Annotated in this window: 20 protein-coding genes; 8 read left to right on the top strand and 12 right to left on the bottom strand. The window is 68.3% G+C overall.

All coding sequences use genetic code 11. From position 1 onward, the window contains the following. Positions 1-280 precede the first annotated feature (280 nt). Both AC13GF_RS18835 and sppA read left to right on the top strand, forming a co-directional pair. Positions 281-1,645: an MATE family efflux transporter gene (locus AC13GF_RS18835; RefSeq protein WP_099554534.1), complete on the top strand. Its 1,365-nt coding sequence runs from the start codon at positions 281-283 to the stop codon at positions 1,643-1,645. Between the two features lie 116 nt (positions 1,646-1,761). Next, the gene (sppA, locus tag AC13GF_RS18830) at positions 1,762-3,684 is read left to right on the top strand and encodes a signal peptide peptidase SppA (protein ID WP_483005628.1); all 1,923 of its coding nucleotides are present in this window, start codon (positions 1,762-1,764) and stop codon (positions 3,682-3,684) included. A gap of 77 nt (positions 3,685-3,761) precedes the next feature. On the opposite strand, the gene AC13GF_RS18825 is transcribed toward sppA, so the two are convergent. Then, positions 3,762-3,974, bottom strand: a complete 213-nt coding sequence (locus tag AC13GF_RS18825) for a hypothetical protein (protein ID WP_483005627.1) — start codon at positions 3,972-3,974, stop codon at positions 3,762-3,764. A gap of 111 nt (positions 3,975-4,085) precedes the next feature. Between AC13GF_RS18825 and AC13GF_RS18820 the strand changes: the two genes are divergently transcribed. Then, positions 4,086-4,862, top strand: coding sequence for an SDR family oxidoreductase (locus AC13GF_RS18820; protein WP_483005626.1), 777 nt, complete (start codon positions 4,086-4,088; stop codon positions 4,860-4,862). Between the two features lie 94 nt (positions 4,863-4,956). On the opposite strand, the gene AC13GF_RS18815 is transcribed toward AC13GF_RS18820, so the two are convergent. From AC13GF_RS18815 to AC13GF_RS18775, 9 genes are all read right to left on the bottom strand, one after another. Next, entirely contained in the window at positions 4,957-5,703 is a 747-nt protein-coding gene (locus AC13GF_RS18815; RefSeq protein ID WP_483005625.1) for a hypothetical protein, read from the bottom strand. Between the two features lie 35 nt (positions 5,704-5,738). Next, positions 5,739-6,416 carry a DUF4124 domain-containing protein gene (locus AC13GF_RS18810; protein ID WP_483005624.1) on the bottom strand — a complete coding sequence of 226 codons (678 nt, stop codon included), beginning with the start codon at positions 6,414-6,416 and terminating at the stop codon, positions 5,739-5,741. Between the two features lie 43 nt (positions 6,417-6,459). Then, on the bottom strand, positions 6,460-7,050 hold the full coding sequence (gene tsaC / locus AC13GF_RS18805; protein ID WP_483005623.1) for an L-threonylcarbamoyladenylate synthase type 1 TsaC: 591 nt from the start codon (positions 7,048-7,050) through the stop codon (positions 6,460-6,462). Between the two features lie 120 nt (positions 7,051-7,170). Then, complete coding sequence (locus AC13GF_RS18800; RefSeq protein ID WP_483005622.1) at positions 7,171-9,657, bottom strand: DNA topoisomerase I; 2,487 nt, start codon at positions 9,655-9,657, stop codon at positions 7,171-7,173. 193 nt (positions 9,658-9,850) lie between these two features. Next, positions 9,851-10,783, bottom strand: a complete 933-nt coding sequence (locus AC13GF_RS18795; RefSeq protein WP_483005621.1) for an RDD family protein — start codon at positions 10,781-10,783, stop codon at positions 9,851-9,853. 49 nt (positions 10,784-10,832) lie between these two features. Continuing rightward, entirely contained in the window at positions 10,833-11,591 is a 759-nt protein-coding gene (locus AC13GF_RS18790) for a pilin (protein ID WP_182266763.1), read from the bottom strand. A 39-nt stretch (positions 11,592-11,630) separates the two neighbouring features. Further along, on the bottom strand, positions 11,631-12,104 hold the full coding sequence (locus tag AC13GF_RS18785) for a DUF494 family protein (protein ID WP_005411195.1): 474 nt from the start codon (positions 12,102-12,104) through the stop codon (positions 11,631-11,633). Between the two features lie 43 nt (positions 12,105-12,147). Then, positions 12,148-13,275 (bottom strand): DNA-processing protein DprA, encoded by a 1,128-nt coding sequence (gene dprA, locus AC13GF_RS18780; RefSeq protein ID WP_483005620.1) that lies wholly within the window; start codon positions 13,273-13,275, stop codon positions 12,148-12,150. A 130-nt stretch (positions 13,276-13,405) separates the two neighbouring features. Next, positions 13,406-14,539, bottom strand: a complete 1,134-nt coding sequence (locus AC13GF_RS18775; protein WP_483005619.1) for a LysM peptidoglycan-binding domain-containing protein — start codon at positions 14,537-14,539, stop codon at positions 13,406-13,408. Between the two features lie 126 nt (positions 14,540-14,665). Here AC13GF_RS18775 and def point away from each other — a divergent pair, with 126 nt between their 5' ends. The 4 genes from def (at position 14,666) to AC13GF_RS18755 (ending at position 19,302) form a co-directional block, all read left to right on the top strand. Next, positions 14,666-15,178, top strand: coding sequence for a peptide deformylase (gene def / locus AC13GF_RS18770; protein ID WP_008267110.1), 513 nt, complete (start codon positions 14,666-14,668; stop codon positions 15,176-15,178). Positions 15,179-15,298: 120 nt separating this feature from the next. Continuing rightward, positions 15,299-16,222, top strand: coding sequence for a methionyl-tRNA formyltransferase (gene fmt, locus AC13GF_RS18765; protein ID WP_483005618.1), 924 nt, complete (start codon positions 15,299-15,301; stop codon positions 16,220-16,222). Positions 16,223-16,225: 3 nt separating this feature from the next. Beyond that, entirely contained in the window at positions 16,226-17,557 is a 1,332-nt protein-coding gene (gene rsmB, locus AC13GF_RS18760) for a 16S rRNA (cytosine(967)-C(5))-methyltransferase RsmB (RefSeq protein WP_483005617.1), read from the top strand. A 23-nt stretch (positions 17,558-17,580) separates the two neighbouring features. Beyond that, positions 17,581-19,302, top strand: a complete 1,722-nt coding sequence (locus AC13GF_RS18755; RefSeq protein WP_483005616.1) for an ArnT family glycosyltransferase — start codon at positions 17,581-17,583, stop codon at positions 19,300-19,302. Between the two features lie 18 nt (positions 19,303-19,320). On the opposite strand, the gene AC13GF_RS18750 is transcribed toward AC13GF_RS18755, so the two are convergent. Then, complete coding sequence (locus tag AC13GF_RS18750) at positions 19,321-20,442, bottom strand: glycosyltransferase family 4 protein (protein WP_483005615.1); 1,122 nt, start codon at positions 20,440-20,442, stop codon at positions 19,321-19,323. Positions 20,443-20,485: 43 nt separating this feature from the next. After that, positions 20,486-21,304: a glycosyltransferase family 2 protein gene (locus tag AC13GF_RS18745; RefSeq protein WP_483005614.1), complete on the bottom strand. Its 819-nt coding sequence runs from the start codon at positions 21,302-21,304 to the stop codon at positions 20,486-20,488. Between AC13GF_RS18745 and AC13GF_RS18740 the strand changes: the two genes are divergently transcribed. Next, positions 21,303-22,361, top strand: coding sequence for a CDP-glycerol glycerophosphotransferase family protein (locus AC13GF_RS18740; RefSeq protein ID WP_483005613.1), 1,059 nt, complete (start codon positions 21,303-21,305; stop codon positions 22,359-22,361). The two genes, AC13GF_RS18745 and AC13GF_RS18740, sit on opposite strands and share 2 nt — an antisense overlap. Positions 22,362-22,556: the final 195 nt, after the last annotated feature.

The raw sequence follows: 22,556 nt of genomic DNA, 5'->3' as shown, positions 1-22,556 counted from the left end.
CCGAAGGCGCAGCGTCCAGGGGTAGAGTCGACTGTTAGTCGACTTGCGCGCACAGCGCGGGGTTTTCGCGGTCCTGTATGAAGAGCAGTCGACTGACAGTCGACTCCACAAGGCGGGCGTCTTTCCCGGTAACGCGATCGCAACGGGTGATGCCGGGGCCTGCCGGAACCCAGCATTCACGCCATGTCATGGGAATGCGCGCGCTGCACGCGTAAGATGGCGGCCCGCAACCCGGTGCCTGTGCCCTTCGCGCGCAACCGCAGTTCGCGTCAAGCACCTTATGTCTACTGCAACCTCCACGCCGCGCTTCAGCAAGGAAGTCGGCGCCACCGGTCTGCTCGCCCTGCCGCTTGTGCTCGGGCATGTCTCCACCGGTCTGATCTCCTTCGTCGACAACGTCATTGCTGGCCACCATGCCACCGCGACCCTGGCTGCGGTGACCATCGGTACGGCGCTGCTGTGGCTGCCGATGCTGATTCCGATCGGCACCCTGATCTCGCTCACCGCCTCGGTGTCGCAGCTGCATGGCGCCGGCCGCGAGCGCGAGATCGGCCCGCTGTTCCGCCAGGCACTGTGGCTGGCGTTGGGCCTGGGCCTGATCATGTTCACCTTCCTCACGGTGGTGCCGCCGCTGCTGCCGGCATTCGGCATCGCGCCGGACATCGTGCCGGGGGCGACCGCGTTCCTGCATGCGGTGCGTTGGGGCGGCCCAGCGCTGACCCTGTACTTCTGCATGCGCTATCTGAGCGAGGGCATGCACTGGACGCTGCCGACCATGCTGCTCGGTTTCGGTGGCCTGCTGGTGCTGGCGCCGATGGGCTACGTGCTGGCCAACGGCAAGCTGGGCTTCCCGGAAATGGGTGCCGAGGGCCTGGGCATCGCCTCGGCGGTGATGATGTGGCTGCAGGCGATCGCCTTCGCCACCTACCTGTGGTTCACCAAGCGCTTCGCCCACCTGCAGCTGTTCTCGCACTTCGAAGGACCGCGCTGGTCTGCGATCTGGGATTTGCTGCGCACCGGCCTGCCGATCGGCATTACCGTGCTGATGGAGGGCGGCCTGTTCATCGTCACCGCGCTGCTGATCGGCCGCCTCGGTGCCAATGAGGCGGCCGCGCACCAGATCGCGATCAACGTTGCGCAGCTGTGCTTCATGATCCCGATGGGCGTGGCCGAGGCCACCACCGTGCGCGTCGGCCATGCGGTCGGCCGTGGCGATGGCTTCGGTGTACGGCGTGCGGCCTGGGCCGGCTACGCGATCATCATGGGTACGCAGACGTTGTCGGCGGCGGTACTGCTGTTCGGCCACGATGCCATCGTCGGTGTCTACACCAACGACCTGGCGGTGGCCGGCCTGGCCTCCACCCTGCTGCTGTACGCGGCCACCTTCCAGTTCCCGGATGGCATCCAGGTGCTGTCGGCCGGCGCGCTGCGTGGCCTGAAGGACACCCGCGTGCCGATGTTCATCGCCATGTTCGCGTACTGGGGCCTGGGCATGCCGCTCGGCGCCGGGCTCGGCCTGGGCCTGGGCATGGGCCCGCAGGGCATGTGGATCGGCCTGATCGTCGGCCTGACCGCCGCCGCCATCCTGATGGGCTGGCGCCTGCGCCGCAGCAGCCTGCGCATCGGCCAGTCCGTACTGTCCTGATCCGCCCCGCCCGCCGCGATGACCCGTGGCGGGCGATCCCCTGACTTGTGTCCGATGCCGCATCACGCGGCACCGGCTATGCTGGCACCACGGCAAGAAGCCATCCGGAGCGTTCCATGAATCAACCCGTGCCCCCGCTGCCCCCGGCGCGTCGCAACCCCGTCGCCAGCTTCTTCATCGGGCTGTGGGACGTCATGAACTTCACCCGCCGGTTGATCCTCAACCTGGTGTTCTTCGGCCTGCTGTTCCTGCTGCTGGTGATGTTCGTCATCGCCGCCGGCATGGGCGCCGGTGCCAGCAAGTCGCTGCAGGACCGCACCACCCTGGTGATTGCGCCGGAAGGCCGCCTGGTCGAGCAGTTCAGCGCTGATCCGGTCAGCCGTGCGCTGGCCAAGGCGGTGGGCGACAACGGTGCCGAAGAGATCCAGCTGCGCGATCTGCTGCGGGTGATCGAGTCGGCCAAGGAAGACAAGAAGATCGAGCGCGTGGTGCTGGAGCTGGACAAGCTGCAGCCGTCGGGCTTTGCCTCGCTGCGTGAAGTGGCCGCGGCACTGCAGGACCTGCGTGCGTCCGGCAAGCAGCTGGTGGCCTACAGCGAGAGCATGGGCCAGTCGCAGTACCTGCTGGCCGCACAGGCCGACGAGGTCTACCTGGACCCGATGGGGTCGGTGGTGCTCGAGGGCCTGGGCCGCTACCGCCAGTATTTCCGCACCGGCCTGCAGGACAAGCTGGGCGTGGACGTGCACCTGTTCAAGGTGGGTGAGTACAAGTCCGCGGCCGAGCCGTATGTGCTCGATGCTGCGTCGCCGGCCTCCAAGGAAGCCGACCTGTTCTGGATGAACGACGTGTGGCAGCGCTACCTGGGCGACATCGCCAAGGCCCGTCGCCTGGACCCGGCACAGCTGGCCGCCGGCATCGACACGCTGCCGGAAGGCATCGCCGCTGCCGGTGGCGACCTGGCCAAGTTCGCCCTGCAGCAGAAGCTGGTGACGTCACTGAAGACCCGCGAGGAATTCGAGGATCTGATGATCGAGCGCGGCGTGGCCGACGACGATGCCGACGGTGGTTTCCGCAACGTCGACTTCGGCACCTACCTGGGCCAGCTCGATGCGCGTCGCAACCCGGTCGATAACCGTCCGCAGGTGGCGGTGGTGGTGGCTGCCGGCGAAATCAGCGGCGGTGATCTCCCGGCCGGCCGCATCGGTGGCGAATCGACCTCGGCGCTGCTGCGTGCCGCGCGTGACGACGAGAACGTGAAGGCCGTGGTGCTGCGCGTGGATTCGCCGGGTGGTGAAGTGTTCGCCTCCGAGCAGATCCGCCGCGAAGTGGTGGCCCTGCAGGCCGCCGGCAAGCCGGTGGTGGTGTCGATGGGCGACCTGGCCGCCTCCGGTGGCTACTGGATCAGCATGAATGCCGATCGCATCTATGCCGATCCGTCGACCATCACCGGTTCGATCGGCATCTTCGGCATGGTGCCGAACTTCAGCCGCGCGCTGGACAAGATCGGCGTGCACACCGATGGTGTCGGCACCACCCGTTTCGCGGGTGCGTTCGATGTCACCCGCCCGATGGAGCCGGCCGTGGGCCAGGTCATCCAGTCGGTGATCAACAAGGGTTACGCCGACTTCACCGGTCGCGTCGCCGACGCCCGCAAGAAGCCGGTCGAGGCCGTCGACGAAGTGGCCCGTGGCCGCGTGTGGAGCGGTGCGCAGGCAAAGGAACGTGGCCTGGTCGATGCCTTCGGTGGCCTGAAGGATGCCGTGGCCGATGCCGCCAGCCGCGCCAAGCTGGGCAAGGCCGATGCCTATCGCGTGCGCTACATCGAGAAGGCGGCAACGCCGTTCGCACAGTTCGTCAGCGGTTTCGCCGGCAGCCATGCCGGTGCCTGGATGCTGTCCGATTCGGGCATGGCGCGGATGGTGCTGGCGCGCACGATGCCGGAAGTGGATACGCAGCTGCGCTTTGTCGAGAACGCGGCCCGCGAGAAGGGCAACGGCACGCCGGTGAAGGCGCTGGCGTACTGCTTCTGCGGGTTCTGACCGGAAGCCATCCACGCATGAATGGCGTGGATTTACTGGAAGCGCCCGGCCTTGGCCGGGCGTTTTCGTTTGCGGGGTTACTGCGCGGCGTCAGCCTCGGCCTTGCGCTCGCTCGCAGCGGCGTCATCGACGGTTTTCTGCACGCGCTTGGCGCGGTCCAGTGGCTGCTGGATCGCGCGGGCCATGGCCTGCGGTTCCGGCGGCTTCTCCGGGTTCGGCGTGGGCGGGCGCTGGCAGGCGGACAGCAGCACGGTGGCCAGCAGGGACGTGGACAGGATCAGGATGCGCATGGCGGCACTCCGTGATGGGCGTGCGGGCAGTGTCGCATCCTCGGCAGGGGGCGGCCGTGAGCGCGTATCCTTGCCGCATCGAAATACAGCGGGCGCGGCCCCGGAGAGCACATGACCCAGCAACGGTGGCGCCTGGACGGCCAGACCGCCCTGATCACCGGCGCCAGCGCCGGCATCGGCCTGGCCATCGCCCATGAACTGGCGGGGCTCGGCGCCGACCTGATGATCGTCGGCCGTGATATCGACATGCTGGAGACCGCGCGCGACGAACTGCTGGATGTGTATCCGCAGATGCAGGTGCATGCGCTGGCCGCCGATGTTTCCGACGACGAGGACCGCCGCCAGATCCTGGACTGGGTGGAGGACCACAGCGATGGCCTGCACATCCTGGTCAACAACGCCGGCGGCAACGTCACCAAGGCGGCCACGGAGTATTCCGAGGATGAATGGCGGAAGATCTTCGAGACCAACCTGTTCTCGGCATTCGAGCTGTCGCGCTACGCACATCCGTTGCTGGCCCGCCACGCGTCGTCGTCGATCGTCAATGTCGGCAGCGTGTCCGGCCTGACCCACGTGCGCAGCGGTGTGGTCTACGGCATGACCAAGGCGGCGATGCACCAGATGACCCGCAACCTGGCCGTCGAGTGGGCCGAGGATGGCATCCGGGTCAACGCGGTGGCGCCGTGGTACATCCGCACGCGGCGCACGTCCGGTCCGTTGGCGGACCCGGATTACTACGAGGAAGTGATCAACCGCACGCCCATGCGCCGCATCGGCGAGCCGGAGGAAGTGGCTGCGGCCGTGGGCTTCCTGTGCCTGCCGGCGGCCAGCTATGTCACCGGCGAGTGCATCGCGGTGGATGGTGGGTTCCTGCGCTACGGGTTCTGATCTTTCAGAGGGTAGTGCCGGCCGCTGGCCGGCAACTGCAATCATCTGAAAATCCTGCGATTGCCGGCCAGCGGCCGGCACTACCGGGTGGCTGTCACCCCGGCACCGGGCAGTTGCTGGCCTCCAGCACGCCCTGCAGCCGCTCGCGTTCTCCGCGCGCGGTATCGCGGTTCTCCGGCGCGGCAAAGCGCTCACGGCCGCGGGCATCGCGGAAGCGCTGCTGCCAACCACCGCAGCGCTGCGCTTCGGGAAGCGCTTCGCAGTGGTCGCGCACCACTTCGCAGCTGGCGGCATTCACCGGCGTCACTCCGCCAAGGCCCTGTACCGTCATCAGCTCGCAGCGGCCCGGCGCGGCCTCGTACTCATACAGGTAGCCGCTGCCCTGGCTGTCGGTGCACTGGAAGATCGGAGGAAGCGGCGGCTTCGGTGGACCGTCACCTGTGGCGGCGCGAGCCCCGGCATCGCGGCGCAGCGTCGCGCTGTCGAGGATCTGGTCGTCTCCTTCGTGTTCGACCATGCCTGCTTCCATGATCGTGCGCCCTTCGTCCGCGCGTCGTGGTTTCGCTGGGGCCGCAGGGGCAACGGCCGGTCCGGCCGGCACCGGCGCGGGTGTTTCGACCGGGGCGGGTGCGGGTTCGTCGGCCACAGGTGCAGCGGCAGCCGGCTGCGCGTTGGCCGGGTCGGGTATGCGCAGCACCTGCTGCTTGCTGCCGGTGGGGCACGGCGAGCGCTGCAGGGTAGGGACGTCACTGCTGCTGGAGGTACAGCGGTAGATCACGCCCTCTTCGGCCAATGCGCTTCCCGGCAGCAGCACCAGAAGCAGCCAGATCACTCGGTTCATGCGCACAGCGTACAGGCTGCGACGGCGCGCCGCGCTCAGCGTTCGCAATCGCGCGACAGGCGCGCATCGATGCCGCGCTGTTCGTTGCTGATGGCGGTGCGTTCGCTCTGCAGTGCGCTGTTGTAGCGCCGGTCCAGTTCCCAGCGACGGTCGCGCAGGCGCGCGCAGACTTCCTGCGGCGGCAACGCATGGCAGCTGTCGCGGACCAGCACGCTGCCGGCCGGAACCTGCACGTCCATACCGATCGAGGGGCGCCGATACCCCGCGCCTTCGCCGACTGGCGTGCCGATGGCCGGGCGTGGTCCGGGGTAGGCCGGGCCACGATGGCCGTGTGGCAGCCAGACACTGGTCCACAGCGGCACCCAGCGCGGATTGCCTTCGTTGTTGTCGCTGGTATAGCGGCGGCCATCCTCGCTCACGCATTCGTACATCGGCTGCGGCGGCTGGATGTAGACGTGGCGGACTTCGCGCTCGCGGATGACCGGGGCTTCGCTGGGCGGGGGAGGCGTGGCATCGCTGCGCACCACCCGCGGAGCGGGATCGCGCGGGCGCTGCAGGTCGCGCACCTGCTGGCGGCCGCTGTTGCAGGGCGTGTCCTGCAGGGCAACGGCCCCGTTGCTGGCAACGCAGCGGTACACCCGCACGTCTTCGGCGGCGGGCGCCGTCCACGGCAGCAGCAGGCACAGGCTGAGGGTGGCGCGCAGCAGGGTCATGGCGGCAGGGTGCGCGATTGTCCGCAGCAGCGCAATCGCCGGCTCAGGAGCGCAGCACGTTGCCGCTGAGCGCGTCGCGGATCGGGGTGGGTTGGGCCAGGCCACCGGTCTGCCCATCGAGGATGCCGTCGAGCAGGCGCAGCAGGCGCGGGTCCAGCTCTTCGCGGCTGCGTGCCGGTGGTTCGCCGGCCAGGTTGGCGCTGGTGGAGACCAGCGGGCCGCCCCAGGCGCGGCAGACTTCGGCCACCAGCGGGTGCGCGCTGATGCGCACCGCGATACCACTGTGTTCGCCGGTGACCCAGCGCTGCGCGCGCGGGCCGGCGGGCAGGATCCAGGTGTTGGCGCCGGGCCAGCTGGCCAGTACCGCGCGCTGGCGGGCGTCGGGCAGCGCCTGCAGGCGCACCCAGCCTTCCAGCTGTGCCAGCTCGGCCGCAACCAGGATCATGCCTTTCTCGATCGGGCGCTGCTTCAGCCGCAGCACCATGTGCACCGCCGCTTCGTGCGAGGGATCACAGCCCAGGCCCCAGACCGCTTCGGTCGGGTAGGCGATCACGCCGCCCGCGCGGAGCGTGGCGACAGCAGAGTCCAGGGTGAGTTCTTTCATGGTGGCGACCGGCCCGGCGTGGGCCTCCATTATCCCCCTGCTGCGTGCAGAAGGGGTGGTGGGTGCGGATGGTAGGTGCGGACCGTTGGTCCGCACACCTTGACCCTCATCCACGCATGGCGTGGCAGAGCATCCACGCATGGCGTGGATCTACTTCTTTGCGGCGGCCTTCTTCGCCGGGGCCTTCTTTGCGGCCGCCTTCTTCACTGCTTTCTTGGCCGGGGCCTTCTTGGCAGGCGCTTTCTTTGCAGCGGCCTTCTTCGGCGCGGCTTCCTTCTTCACCGCAGCTTTCTTGGCCGGGGCTTTCTTCGCGGCGGCCTTCTTGGCGCCAAAGCCCTTGCGCACCGGCTTGCCGGTTTCTTCCATCAGCTGCTGCACTTCGGCCAGGGTCAGCGATGCCGGCTCGCGATCCTTGGGGATCTTGCCGTTCATCTTGCCGTCGCTGATGTACGGGCCGAAACGGCCGTTCAGCACCTGGATGTCGCTTCCCTCGAACTCCTTGATGATCCGGTTGCGCGCGATCTCTTCCTTCTCTTCGATCAGGAACACGGCGCGGGCCAGGTCGATGGTGTACGGGTCGTCTTCCTTCTTCAGCGAGGCATAGGTGCTGCCGCGCTTGGCGAACGGGCCGAAGCGGCCGATGCCGACGCTGACCGGCTCGCCGTTGTCCTCACCCAGCGCGCGCGGCATCAGGAACAGCTCCAGCGCGTCTTCCAGGGAGATGGTGTGCATCGACTGGCCGGGGCGCAGCGAGGCGAACTTGGGCTTCTCCTCGGCGTCCTCGGCGGTGCTGCCGATGGCCGCGTAGGGCCCGAAGCGGCCCAGGCGCACGCTGACCGGCTTGCCGGTCTTCGGGTCGGTGCCGAGCTCGCGCGCGCCACTGGCCTCGGCACGGTCGACCGATTCCTTCTTGTCTTCCACCAGCTCCTTGAACGGCTCCCAGAAGCGGGCCATCAGCGGGATCCACTCTTCTTCGCCACGCGAGACGGCGTCGAGCTCGTCTTCGAGCTTGGCAGTGAAGTCGTAGTCCACGTACCGGGTGAAGTGGCTGGACAGGAACTTGGACACCGCGCGGCCGACGTCGGACGGGCGGAAGCTGCGGCCTTCCATTTCCACGTACTTGCGGAACAGCAGGGTCTGGATGATCGAGGCGTAGGTCGAGGGACGGCCGATGCCGTACTCTTCCAGCGCCTTCACCAGTGCTGCTTCGGTGTAGCGCGGCGGCGGCTGGGTGAAATGCTGTTCGGCCTGGATGCGTTCCAGCGGCACGCGGTCGCCGGGCTTCATCGCCGGCAGCTTGCGGCCTTCGTCCTCATCCTCGGCGCTCTTGTTGTCCTTGCCTTCTTCGTACACGGCCAGGAAGCCGGGCACCACCACGGTGGTGCCGCTGGCACGGAACACGTGCTCGCTGCCGGCCGAGAGGTCGACGCTGACGGTGTTGAGCGTGGCCGGAATCATCTGGCAGGCCACCGCGCGCTTCCAGATCAGCTCGTACAGCTTGCGCTCGTCATCGGTCAGGTAGCGCGAGACCTGCGCAGGCGTGCGCAGCGCCGAGGTCGGGCGCACCGCTTCGTGCGCTTCCTGGGCGTTCTTGGACTTGGTCTGGTAGGTGTTCGGCTGGTCCGGCAGCGAGGCGATGCCGTAGTCACGGGCGATCACGTCGCGGATCTCGGCCAGCGCGTCCTGCGACAGGTTCACCGAGTCGGTACGCATGTACGAGATCAGGCCGACGGTGCCTTCGTCGCCGATGGCCACGCCTTCGTACAGCTTCTGCGCCACCTGCATGGTCTTGCGGGTGGTGAAGCCGAGCTTGCGCGAAGCTTCCTGCTGCAGGGTGGAGGTGGTGAACGGCGGTGCCGGGCGGCGCTTGCGCTCCTTGCTGGCCACGTCGGTGACATGCAGCGAGCCCTGCGCGGCCTGCTGGATGCGCAGGCGGGCGGCCTCGGCGGTGTCGCCGTCGGTGATGGTGAACTGCTCGAACTTCTGCCCGTCCAGCTTGATCAGCTTGGCGTTGAAGTGCTGCGACGGGTGCGCGCACTCGGCGGCGATCGACCAGTACTCGCGGGCGATGAAAGCTTCGATCTCTTCCTCGCGCTCGACGATCATGCGCAGTGCCGGGCTCTGCACGCGGCCGGCGGACAGGCCGCGCTGGACCTTGCGCCACAGCACCGGCGACAGGTTGAAGCCGACCAGGTAATCCAGCGCGCGGCGCGCCTGCTGGGCATCGACCAGGTCGCTGGCGATCGCGCGCGGCTGGCTGATCGCTTCCTTGATGGCGCGCGGAGTGATCTCGGTGAACACCACGCGCTGCATCGGCTTGTCCTTGACCAGCCCGCGCTCCTTCAGGATCTCGGCGATGTGCCAGCTGATCGCTTCACCCTCGCGATCCGGGTCGGTCGCCAGCAGGATGTCGTCGGCGCCCTTGGCGGCCTTGGCGATCGCATCGACATGCTTTTCGTTCTTGTCGATCACGTCGTAGTGCATGGCGAACCCGTTGTCCGGGTCGACCGCGCCTTCCTTCGGGATCAGGTCGCGCACGTGCCCATACGAGGCCAGGACCGTGTAGTCCTTGCCGAGGTATTTGTTGATCGTCTTGGCCTTGGCCGGCGATTCGACGATGAGCAGGTGCTTGGGCATGTCAGGAAAGGTCTGTGGGCGGACCGGGGGAGAGGGGCCGCTAGGGTGGAGCAAACGGCCGCATTAGTGAAGCGGCCACGGGCAAATCCATAAACTGAACGCCCGGTAATGTGCCGGGCGTTCAGGTTTCACCTTATTAGAGGAATCACGCCCGGCCAGCCCATGTCAAGCAGCCAGGCGTGAGGATGGCCGTTCATGAGGCCATCTTGGCGATGACGCCGACCGCGAACACCAGCAGGACCACGCCCGCCAGCGACAGCAGGCCAGTCAGCACGAGCACCAGCACGGTCACCGTGCCCAGCTCGCGGCGCTGCAGCTGCGGCTGGTCGGTGTAGGCCCAGCGGTCGACCACCAGGGTGTCGCAGATCATGTCGTGCAGGCCCTGCTTGCGCTCGGTGAAGGCGGCCATCAGGAAACCGATGCCGAGGGTGAAGCTGCTCAGCAGCATGGCCCAGTAACGACCAAATGCGCGGGCCTTGGTCAGGCGCTCGCCGTTGCCGCGCACGACCTTGATGCCGACTGCCATCTTGCCCAGCGTGGCGCCGCCCTGCGAGGCGTGGAACCAGGTGTAGTAGGCCATGCCGATGCAGAGGTTGATCAGGGCACTGGCCAGCTGGGCCACGATCTCGATGGCCGATTCACCACTACCCACCGCGCCCATGCTGGCGCCCAGGATCGCACCGAGGATGGCACCGATGATGCTGCCGGGGATGACCAGCACGAAGTAGTCGATCATGTAGGCCGCCACGCGCTTCCAGAAGCCTGCATAGACCACTTCACCGCCAACCACCGGCTGTGCGTGGCCACCGCTGCCGGCGGCGGCTGGAGCGCTGTATGGCGAGCTGCTGAGCGCGCCGGTGCCGGGCAGCGGCGCGGTGCCGCTGTCGATGGCGGCATAGTCGCTGCGCAGGTCGAACCCGCCGCTGCTGGTGGCCGTGCTGGCATCGGCCAGCGTCTGCAGGCCGAGCTCGTCGACCACCTGGCGCAGTGCAGCCCACTGGGCCATGCCCTCGCGCCAGACCAGGGTGTCCAGGTTGAGCTGGCCGCGCTGGAAGCGCTGGCGGATCTCCTGGACCGGCAGCGGGCCCTGGCGTTGCTGTCCTTCGGCGTAGTACCACTCAGTCATTGCATGTTCCCTGTTGAATCATCCTTGGAGGTGCTGGCGTGCGCGTGGCTCAGCCGCGGCACGTCGGCGGCAGGTACTTGTCGTTGCTTTCGCCACTGCATTCCCAGCGGCCGCTGTCGCGATCGTATTCCAGCCACAGCAGGTCGCCATCGAGGCTTTTGCCGGGCAGCGCCAGGGTGGCTTCGATGCCGCAGTGGCCATTGTTGAAGCGACCGATGTTCACCGCCGACAGCCCTGCGTGGGCAAAGTCACCCGGGGCCGGGAAGCCGGCGTCGTTGGCACCGGGGCAACGGCCTTCGTCATCGGCGAAATGCTGCACCTGGTCCTTCAACGGCTGCAGTGCGGTCACGGCGCCGGCGACCTTGGCGCGCACGGTGTAGTCGTTGTAGGCCGGCAGCGCGATGGCAGCCAGGATGGCCACGATCGGGACCAGCACCAGCAGCAGGCCGCCGCCGATGATGGCGGTCAGCGCACAGCCGGACAGCTTCTTCTTCGGCGCCGGCAGGGCGGTGGCCGATGCACTGGTGGTGTAGGGCGTGGACGGCGGCAGTACCGGTGGCTGTGGCGGAGGCGGTGCCACCGGTTCCGGTTCGGGCTCGGGTTCCACGGGGGGCGCCGCAGCGTCCAGCGCCGGCACGATCAGGCCGAGTTCGTCGACCACGGTGCGCAACGGCTGCCACTGCGGCAGGCCGTCGCGCCAGACCAGGGTGTCCAGGGAGATCTGGTTGTTGCGGAACAACTCGACCAACTGTTCCGCCGGCAGCGGACCCTGCTGCCGGTTGCCTTCTGCATGGAACCACTCGCTCACGGGGACGCTCCTGAATGCGCTATGCCCCCAAGTGTACGGTCAGTGCAGGGGTTCTGGCTCGTCCATGAACATCTGCGTCTCCATCCAGGCATACGCCGCCTCGGAGCCGGGCTGGTTGAACAGCACCATCAGTACGACCCACTTCAGGTCGTCCAGGTCCAGTTCGTCCTGGTCCAGGGCCATCGCCCGGTCCAGCACCAGCTCGCGCTGGTCGGCGTCGAGGATGCCGTGCTGTTCCAGGTACAGCAGGAAGCCGCGGCATTCCACGTCCAGCTTGTCCAGCTCGGGGCCGTGGTAGACGCGCACGGGGCCATCGACCCGTGCCTGGGCCACGCTCGGCCGCTGCGCGGCCAGGGCATCGAGCCAGTCGAATGCCTTGTTGATCTCGGTTGGGCTGAAACCGGCCTGGATCAGGCCGTTCTGGAGCGAATCGCGGTCACGGATCAGGTCCGCATCTTCGCTGAAATAGTGTTCAAACAGGTACAGCAGTACGTCCAGGATGCTCTCTTTCATTGCCCCTCGGCCTGCGTCGCGCGACGCTGTGGAGGTGAAGAAACTAGGGAGTTCGACAGTAGCGGCCGTGTACGCACACCACGATTCCCGCCAGTTCCATGGCCAGCAGCATGGAGGACACCTGGGGCGCCGTCAATCCACAGCGCGTGATCAGTGAATCCATACTGCTTGGGTTGTGGTCCAGGGCCCGCCACAAGCACTGGTAGTCAGGGTCGTCGGCCCAGCGCGCCGGCAGGAGTACCGGCGGTGCCTGTTCAGTGGGGGTGCCCAGCCGTGATTGCAAGCCCGGCAGCTGCTGGCGAAGGGCAGGGGCCAGCAGCTCCAGGACTTCCTCCGGGCGCTCGACCAGTGCGGCACCCTCACGGATCAGCCGATGGCAGCCTGCCGCGCGTGGGTTGAGCACCGAACCGGGCAGGGCGCAGACCTCGCGGCCGGCCTCGGCAGCCAGGCGTGCGGTGATCAGGGCCCCGGAGCGCTGGGCGGCCTCGACCACCACCGTTGCCAATGCCAGCCCGGCCACCAGCCGGTTGCGGGCGGGAAAGTGGCCGGGGCGCGCCGGCGTGCCCGGCAGGTACTCGCTGAGCACCGCGCCTTCGGTGGCGATCCGGGCCTGCAGGCGGGCGTGGCTGTCCGGGTAGGCCCGGTCCGGGCCGGTGCCGATCACCGCCACGGTGCAGCCCCCGGCGTCCAGCGTGGCCTGGTGGGCGGCGGCGTCGATACCCGCCGCCAGGCCACTGGTCACCGCCAGTCCGGCCTCGACGAAGCAGCTGGCAAAGCGGGCGGCCAGCGCGCGTCCGCCCGGCGTTGGCGAGCGGCTGCCGACCAGCGCCACCGACGGGCGCCAGGCCAGGCTGGGGTCGCCGGCGATGAACAGCGCCAGGGGTGGGTTGGGGACCTCCAGCAGGGGCGGGGGGAAGGCCGGATCGGTGAAGGCCAGCGGGTGCCGGTTGTCGTCTTCCAGCCAGCGCCGTGCGACGGCCCAGGCCCGGGCGTCCGGGCGTTCCAGTGCGGCGCACTGCTCTGGCGTGCAGCCGTGCGCGCGCCAGTTCGCGGCGCCCTGCGCGATCGCGATTTCCACGCTGCCCGCGGCCTGCAGCAGGGCCCACCGGGGCGCCAGCGCACCGCCTGCCATCAACAGGCGCAGCAGCGCCTCGTCAGCTTGGTTGGTCATCCCCCCACTATCGAGCGCATACAACAAAGGCGCCCTAGGGCGCCTTCGCATGTGGCTGTCAGGTTTTGCCGGAGGTGCCTGCCGGCCAGCGGCCGGCACTACCTGCAGTGGCCGGGCAACCCGGGACTGGTTACTTCGCGTCCGGGTGCAGTGCGTTGAACCCCACGCGCACCGGCTTCACGCCCTGCATCACCAGCGCATAGCTGACGTTGTCGAAGGTACGGAACACCATGGCGTGCGCGGCGTATTCGTCCGGCAGCGAGACGCGGCCGGCGCCGGTGCTGAGCGAATCGTCCATGCGCGACGAGGTCGGGTACTTCATGCGGTGCGCCACGTGGCGGCCCGGGCGCCACAGCGAGAACACGGTGCCGTTGTCCACGCCCTGCGCGCGGCCTGCCGAGATCGCGATCACATCGCGCGGACCAGCAGCAGTGAACATGTCGGTGACGGCCAGCACGCGCACGTCGACGCCCTCGACACCGGCGGCCGGGACATGGGGCACGAACTGCAGGTCGTACGGTTTGGCCTCGACCGGGACCAGGCGGTCGCCGGCACGTACCTCGCGGCCGCCTTCGTTCTTGTCCAGCACCAGGGTGGATGCCTCGACCTTGCCGCCGGCGACACGGGTGATGGTGCCGGTGGCGACCTGGGCCAGCTCGTAGCCGAGCACGCCGCGGCGGTGGTTGGGGGCGTTGTAGGCCCGCCACAGGTTGCCGCTGCCCGGGGTGACGTCGCCGTTGGCGGTCAGGTCCTCGGTCGGCTTGGGCTGGGCGTAGCGCACGGTCGGGCGGACCACGGCCCAGCGCTGGCCCAGCTGGGCGTCGGCCAGGCGCACGTAGACCGCACTGCCGCTGGTGACGCGCAGGCGTTCTTCTTCCAGGCCGGCCACGTAGGGCAGCTGCTCGATGCTGTCGACCACGCTCAGCTGCTTCAGGAACGGCTCGACCTGGGCCAGCGGAATGGCATCGATCGGGGCTTCCTGGCGCGGGCCGGGCGTGGCAGCGACGGTCACCCGGTCCAGATAGGCCAGGCTGAGCACGTCACCGGGATAGATCAGGTGCGGATTGGCGATCTGCGGATTGGCCTGCCAGATCTCCGGCCACAGCCAAGGCTTCTGCAGGAAACGTGCGGCGATATCCCACAACGTATCCCCTTTTCGGACCACATAGGTGTCCGGGTGCCCGCCATTCACTTCCACGGCGGTAGCATAGGCAGCCACGGTCAGCATCGCCGCGGCGACGACCGTACGAAAACGAAGCAACATAGGTGTGAAGCCCTGATTCCCCAACAGGTCCGCGCACTATAGTCCAGAAACCGGGGCGCAAGGCAAGCGTTGGAGCTAGAATCTGCGACGTATGCCGGCGTGCCGGCCCCCTATCCGGAAACAGCCATGGCCCTTCTCCCCATTCTCGAGTTCCCCGATCCGCGCCTGCGTACCAAGGCTGCGTTGATCGAAGCTGCCGAAGTCACCACGCCGGCCTTCCAGGAACTGATCGACAACATGTTCCTGACCATGTACGACGCCCCGGGCATCGGCCTGGCCGCCACCCAGGTGGACGTGCACAAGCGCTTCATGGTCATCGATGTCAGCGAAGAAAAGAATGAACCGCATGTGTTCATCAACCCGGAAATCGTCGCCAAGGACGGGGGCCGGGTGTACCAGGAAGGCTGCCTGTCGGTCCCGGGCATCTTCGCCGACGTGACCCGTGCCGATACCATCACCGTGAAGTACCTGGACCGCAACGGCCAGGAACAGCAGCTGGAAGCCGGCGAAGTGCTGGCCACCTGCATCCAGCACGAGATGGATCACCTGGACGGCAAGCTGTTCATCGACTACCTGTCGCCGCTCAAGCGCGAGATGGTGCGCAAGAAGCTGGCCAAGCAGCGCAAGCACGTGGCGTGATCGCCAATCCGGGCCGCCCTTCGGGTGGCCCGCGCCTGCGCGACGCGCGCGGGCTGTACGGCGCCGGCCGACGGCGCCGTTTTCTTTCCTGCACGAATCCATCCTGCAAGTGGGGTAGCCATGAGGATTGTCTTTGCCGGTACGCCGGAATTTGCGGTGTCGTCGCTGCGCGCGGCTGCGCGCCACCATGAGGTCGTGGCCGTCTACACCCAGCCTGATCGTCCGGCCGGCCGTGGCCGTGGCCTGGCGCCGTCGCCGGTCAAGCTCGAGGCCGTGGCTCGTGGCATTCCGGTCTACCAGCCGGAGTCGTTGAAGGACGAGGCTGCCCAGCAGCAGCTGCGCGACCTGCAGCCGGACCTGATGGTGGTGGTGGCCTATGGCCTGATCCTGCCCAAGGCGGTGCTGGCGATCCCGACCCACGGCTGCTGGAACGTGCATGCCTCGCTGCTGCCGCGCTGGCGCGGTGCCGCGCCGATCCAGCGTGCGATCCAGGCCGGCGATGCAAAGACCGGCGTCTGCCTGATGCAGATGGAGGCCGGCCTGGATACCGGCCCGGTGCTGCTGCACCAGGAGCTGCCGATCGCGGCCACCGATACCGGCGGCCAGCTGCATGACAAGCTGGCCGAGCTGGGTGCACAGGTGCTGTCCGACGGCCTGGGCCTGCTGCGCGCCGGCATCAAGCCGATCGCGCGGCCGCAGCCGGAGCAGGGCGTGACCTACGCGCACAAGCTGGACAAGGCCGAGGCGCGTCTGGACTGGGCGCAGGACGCCGATGCGCTGGCGCGTACCGTGCGCGCCTTCAATCCGTGGCCGATCGCCGAGGCGACGCTGGCAGGCGAGCGCGTGCGCATCCATGGCGCGGTGGCGCTGGATGAGGCCCACGGCCAGGCACCGGGCACGGTGCTGGCGGCCAGCCGCGATGGCATCGACATCGCCTGTGGCCAGGGCGCACTGCGCCTGCGTGTGCTGCAGCGGGAAGGTGGCAAGGCGATTACTGCGGCCGACTACCTCAACGCCCGCCGCGATCTGCGCGTGGGAGCATAAGCGGTGTCGAAGCAGAACGATTTCTCCGTCGCCAAGGCGGCGCCGGGCGCGGCCACGCGCATGTTGGCCGCACGTGTGCTGGCACAGGTGTTCACCCGTGGCCGTTCGCTGAAGGCCGAACTGGCCTGGGCGCTGCCGAAGCTGGCCGACAGCCGCGACCGCGCGCTGCTGGAAGCCCTGTGTTTTGCTGTCCTGCGCCGTCGCAGCACCTATGACGCGGCGCTGCAGTCGTGGATGCAGAAGCCGCTGTCGGCGCGTGATGCCGACCTGCGCACGCTGCTGATGGTCGGGTTCGCGCAGTTGGACGTGCTGGAGCTGCCGGCGCACGCGGCACTGTCGGCCACGGTCGATGCCGCCCGCGCGCTGGGCCGTGAGCGCCAGGCGGGCCTGGTCAATGCGATCCTGCGCCGCGCGCAGCGCGAAGGTTTCCCGGAACAGCCGGCGCGCGATGCCTTCCCGGAATGGCTGGCCGATGCGGTGGAACGCGATTGGCCGGCACAGGCCGACGCGATCTTCAGCGCCAGCCTGCAACCGGCGCCACTGTGGCTGCGTGCCAACCACCAGCAGGGCGGCCGTGACAAGGCACTGGCAGCGCTGGCCGAAGCCGGCATTGCCGCAGAAGCCAGTCCGCTCAGTGCCGACGCGTTGCGCCTGGCCTCTCCGGTTGCCGTGAATCAGCTGCCCGGCTTCGCCGAGGGCGCGATCTCGGTGCAGGACCTGTCGGCGCAGTGTGCAGCCGATGCGCTGGCCCCGCTGGCCGGTGCCCGCGTGCTGGACGCCTGCGCGGCCCCCGGCGGCAAGTCGGCGCACCTGCTTGAGCGCGACCCCAGCCTGCGCCTGCTGGCGCTGGATATCGACGCGCGCCGTCTGGCCCGTGCACGCGATACCTACACCCGCACCGGCGTGGGTGAACATGCGCAGACCCTGGCTGCCGATGCCAGTGATCCCGGTGCCTGGTGGGATGGCGTGCCGTTCGACGCGATCCTGCTCGATGCGCCGTGCTCGGCGACCGGCGTGATCCGCCGCCAGCCGGATGTGATGTTCCACCGTCGCGCTGAAGACATCGATGCACTGGTCGGCGTGCAGGCACGCCTGCTGGAAGCCTGCTGGTCGATGCTGCGCCCGGGTGGCGTGCTGCTGTATGCCACCTGCTCGATCCTGCGCGCCGAGAACATCGATCAGGTGCGTGCGTTCCTGAAGTGGCATCCGGATGCCGTGGCGCAGCCGCTGGGCGACGCGTTCGGCGTGGATTGCGAAGGGGTGGCACGCCAGCGGCTGCCGGGTGAAAACGATGCTGACGGTTTCTTCTACGCGCGTCTGTTAAAAGCAGCCTGACCCCCGCTGCCGTTTCGAGTCCCATGCTGAAAACCCACGCGTCGCGCCAGACGTGGTTGTTGGTGGTGATGGCCCTGCTGGTGCTGGGGGCCGGCCTGGGCCTCCGTGATCCGTGGCCATCGGATGAGCCACGTTTCGCGCTGGTGGCCAAGCAGATGGTCGACAGCGGTTACTGGTTGTTCCCGCATCGCGGCCCCGAACTGTATTCGGACAAGCCGCCGATGCTGATGTGGTGGCAGGCCGCGCTGTACAGCCTGGTCGGCCACTGGCGGGTGGCGTTCCTGCTGCCCTCGCTGCTGGCCGCGCTGGGCACGCTGTGGTGCGTGGTCGATCTCGGCCGCCGCCTGTGGACGCGGCAGGTGGGGCTGTACGCGGGCTGGGCGCTGCTGTTCGCGCTGCACTTCACCTTCCAGGCGAAGAAGGCGCAGATCGATCCGCTGGTGGTGCTGTTCATCACCCTGGCCAACTACGGCCTGCTGCGCCATCTGCTGCTGGGCCCGGCCTGGCGCTGGTGGTGGCTGGGCTGGTTCTTCGCCGGCATCGGGGTGATCACCAAGGGCGTAGGCGTGCTGGCGCTGATGATGATCGCGCCGGCCGCGGTCGCATCGGTGCTGCACTGGCCGTGGGTGGGCCTGCACGTGCGCGACCTGCGCTTCTGGCTGGCACCACTGGCCTTCCTGCTGGCGGTGTCGTTGTGGCTGGCGCCGATGCTGCTGGCCGGCCTGGCCACCGGCTCGGAGCCGTACCGCGCCTACATGGACGACATCCTGTTCCGGCAGACCGCACGGCGCTACACGCAGTCCTGGGACCATCACCAGCCGTGGTGGTACTTCCTGGCGATCATGCCGTCGATGTGGATCCCCGCGTTCCTGCTGCTGCCGTGGGCGCTTCCGGCCTGGTTCCGGCGGCTGCGCCGACGCGATGCACGCTACCTGCTGCCGTTGGCCTGGTGGCTGCTGGTCGTGCTGTTCTTCTCCATTCCGCACGGCAAGCGCGATGTCTACATCCTGCCGGCATTGCCGATGTTCTGCCTGGCGTTGGCGCCGTTGCTGCCGGGACTGCTGAGGCGGCGCGATGTACAGCGCGTGCTGGGCGTATTCACCGCGTTGCTGGCACTGGCGCTGGGCCTGGTCGGTGCGCTGGCGCTGCTGGGTGATCCGGATTTCGAAGTGCGCCTCACCCATGGCCGCGGGTTGCTTCCCGGTGCCACCGATGCGCTGGCCTGGGCGGCGCTGGCGATGGCGATCTGGTCGGCGTTGAGCCTGTGGGTGTGCGGGCGCCGGCGTCGGCACGTTGCCCTGGTTTCTACCCTGGCCGGGGTCTGGGTGCTGTACAGCCTGGTCGGTTATCCGGTGTTGAACGATTCCAGCTCGGCCCGTGGCCTGATGCGTGAGGTCAGCGCACGCATCGGTCCTCAGGCCGAGCTGGGACTGGTGGCATGGAAAGAGCAGAACCTGCTGATGGCCGATCGCCCGGTGGCCACCTTTGGATTCGAAGCACGTTGGCATCAACAGCTGCAGGCGGCCGTGCGCTGGCAGCGGCTGGCTCCGCAGCACCGCTGGCTGCTGGTGAACGAGGATGCGATGCAGGCCTGCATTGATCGTGCGCAGGCCGAAATGGCGGGCATTTCCAATCGTCGCCGCTGGTGGCTGGTGCCTGCCGACGCGGTCGCCGGCACCTGCCGGCCGTCGGCGGCGGAACTCGAGCACGAGCGCCGCCTGCAGGGGCCCGGCATTACCGATTGAGCGTTCGGGCAACGTGGCTCAGGTGCTGGCCAGGGCGGCGTGATAACTGGCCAGCGTGGCGTCGGCGAATGTCTGCAGGCCGAACTCCCGCTGTGCATGGCGGCGTGCTGCCCGGCCATGTTCCGGCAGCGCATCGCGCTGTGCGTACAGCGCCTGCACCTGTGCGGCGATGGCGTCGATGTCGCGGGTGGCAACCACCCAGCCATCGACGCCTTGTTCGATGTTCTCCGGCAGGCCCGCGTAATCGCTGACCAGCATCGGCTTGGCGCTGGCCATCATCTCGCGGCAGGCGAAGGAGATCGTCTCGACGTCATGGGACAGCACGAAGCCAGCATCGCCGGCGGCGATCAGTACGCGGGTATCGGCCAGCAGGCCGGTGAAGTGCACCTGCGCGGCCACCTCGCCCAGCGCCTGCACCTGTTCGCTCTGCTGTGCGCTGGGCAGGTGGCCGGCCACGGCCATGTGCACGTGCGGACGCACCGCATCGGGCAGCCGCGCGATGGCCTGGGCCAGGTCGATCCAGCCCTTGTAATCGTCGGTGCCGGCATTGCTGACCAGCACCAGCGCCTGTGGGTCCTGCGTCCATTGCTGGCGCAGCGCGCTGCCGGTGCCGTCCGGCTGTGGCGAGTAGCGCTCCAGGTCCACGCCGTTGCGGACCACGTCGATCGGGCAGCGACGGTAAGGGCCCTGTTCCAGCAGGCGCTTGGTGTCGGCCGAGACCGCGATCAGCCGATCGGTGGCCCAGCGTGCGCGCAGCGCATTGCCGAAGGTGCTGGTGGGTTTGCTGTTGTGCTTGGTCAGCACGATCGGCGGGCGGCGCATGCCGAGCAGCCCCTGCATCACGAAGCGGTGGTCGCGTGCACCGTTGACGTGGATCAGGTCAATGCCTTCATCGCGCACCAGCCTGCGCAGCGTGCGCTGTTCGGCCAACTGCCGGGGCAGTGTTGGCAGGCCGCTGCCGAACGCAATCGGCAGTGTGCGGGCCAGGCCTTCATCGGCCATGGTCCGCAGCAGACGGCTGTCGGCCGGCGCGGCGACATGGAGCGTGTGCTGGCCGTGCAGCGCACGCGCCAGCGAGACGATGTACGTGGTGTGGCCGCCACCGTCGCCGTAGTGGAAGTTGGTGTACAGGATTTTCATGGGGGGTCTTCAGGCAACGCCCACGCAGTGTGACACAGCGTGGTCACGCCCGGTCCGCGGAAGGCGCCGGGTCGGCCACCGCCTGTCCATTGCCCAGCATCCACAGCATGATGGTCTTCTGCCGCACGTAGTTGGCGCGGACGTAGGCGTAGACCAGGCCATGCCAGCCGTCGCGGAAGCCGCCACGGAACAGGAAGCCGCGCCAGAACCGCCAGGCCGGCGCCAGCACCAGCTTGCCCAGCGTGGCCCGCTTGCCGCGTGCGAACTCGTGCTCGGCCATCATCCGCGCGTACTTCTCGGTCTTGGCCAGCTGCTGCTGCAATGACCGGTACGGGTAATGGATCAGGTCGCCGCGCAGGGTGCCCACACTGCCGTCGACACTGGCCGCCTCGTGGATCTCGCGCTTGCCGCGCCAGCCGCCCTGGCGGCGGTCGAACAGGCGCATCACCCGGTCCGGGTAGGCATTGCCATGGCGCAGGAACTTGCCGAAGTACTCCGACAGGCGGGCGAAGCGGTAGCCGGCGTGGCCGCTGAAGCCGCCGTCACGGGCCTGTTCGATGGCCGTGCGCAGCTCCGGGCTGATGCGCTCGTCAGCATCCAGGCACAGCACCCAGTCGTGGCTGGCCTGCTCCACGCAGAACGCCTTCTGGCTGCGGAAACCCTCGAACGCGCGCTGCAGCACGCGGGCGCCGGCGGCCTCGGCGATGGCCACCGTGGCATCGGTGGAATACGAATCCACCACCACGATCTCATCGCAGAAGGCCAGCGAGGCCAGGCAGTCGCCGATGCGCCCAGCCTCGTTGAACGCGATAATGCACGCCGAGATGCGAGGCCGTTCGATGGGAGCGGTCGTGGAGGACATGATGGCCGGGTACCTGTTGTTTGCGACGGAGCGCTATGCGCTGCCTATTCTCGCCCCGTTGGCGCAGGCCTTGCACGCCTCCGGGCAGGAAGTCGCTGCCTGGTTCGAGGACGGCGCAGCCGGCAGCAGCCTGCCGGGGGTGCCCAACGTCGGCCTGAAGCAGGCCCTGGCGATGCGCCCGCGGGCAGTGTTCAGCGCCGCCAACTGGGTGCCGACCTTCCTTTCGGGGGCCAAGGTGCAGCTGTTCCATGGCTTCAACGTGGAGAAGCGGGACAGTGCGCGCGGCCACTTCCGGGTGCGCGGCATGTTCGACCTGTACTGCACGCAGGGCCCGGCCACCACCGCGCCGTTCCGCGAGATCGCTGCCCTGCAGGGCCATTTCGCGGTGGCAGAGACCGGCTGGCCGAAGCTGGACCCGCTGTTCCGCGATGACGGCGGCGAGAGCTCCGCGTTGCGCGCACCCGCCGGCGACCGCCCGGTGATCCTGTTCGGTTCGACCTTCACTGAACGGTTGAGCGCGGCCCCGCACCTGCACGCGCAGATCGCCGCCGATATCGCCGCCGGTGACCACTACTGGCTGCTGACCCTGCACCCGAAGTGCCCGCCGGAACTGTTCGAACGCTACCGCGCGCTGGCCGGTGCCAATGCCCGCTTCATCGAGCCGGAACAGGTGATGGCCGCGCAGCGTGCCGCCGATGTGCTGGTGTCGGACACCTCGTCGATCGTTTCGGAGTTCATTGTCCAGCACAAGCCGGTGGTGACCTTCCGCAACCGCGTGCCCAAGCCGCACATGATCGACTTCGATGATCCTGCGCAGCTGCAGGCGATGCTGCAGCGCGCGCTGCACCCGGACGCGGCGTTGCAGGCCGAGATCGTGCGCTATGCCGACGCGATCCACCCGTACCGCGATGGCCTGTCCAGCGAGCGCGTGATCACGGCCACCGAGGATTTCCTGTCCGGTGAAATGGGCGCGCTGCGGCGCAAGCCGTTCGGCAGCTGGCTGCGTGATCTGCAGATCCGCAAGGACCTGGGGTATTGGGGCCCGTCGCAGCGGTAAGCCGAGCATCGGCTCGGCTCTACAGTGGATCCACGCCATGCGTGGATGCGCGGCTCCGCCCGCGGTAGTGCCGGCCGCTGGCCGGCAACCTCGGGAATGTCTGTGATTGCCGGCCAGCGGCCGGCACTACCTGTAGTGCTTACCAGCGCAGCTTGCGCCGCGCCAGCGCCGCCGCCAGCTGATCCATCACCTGTT

The organism is Stenotrophomonas sp. 22LJNL06-5-1 (assembly GCF_056861455.1).
Note: the sequence above shows the minus strand (reverse complement) of the source record. Positions and strands in the feature narration are given on the sequence as shown.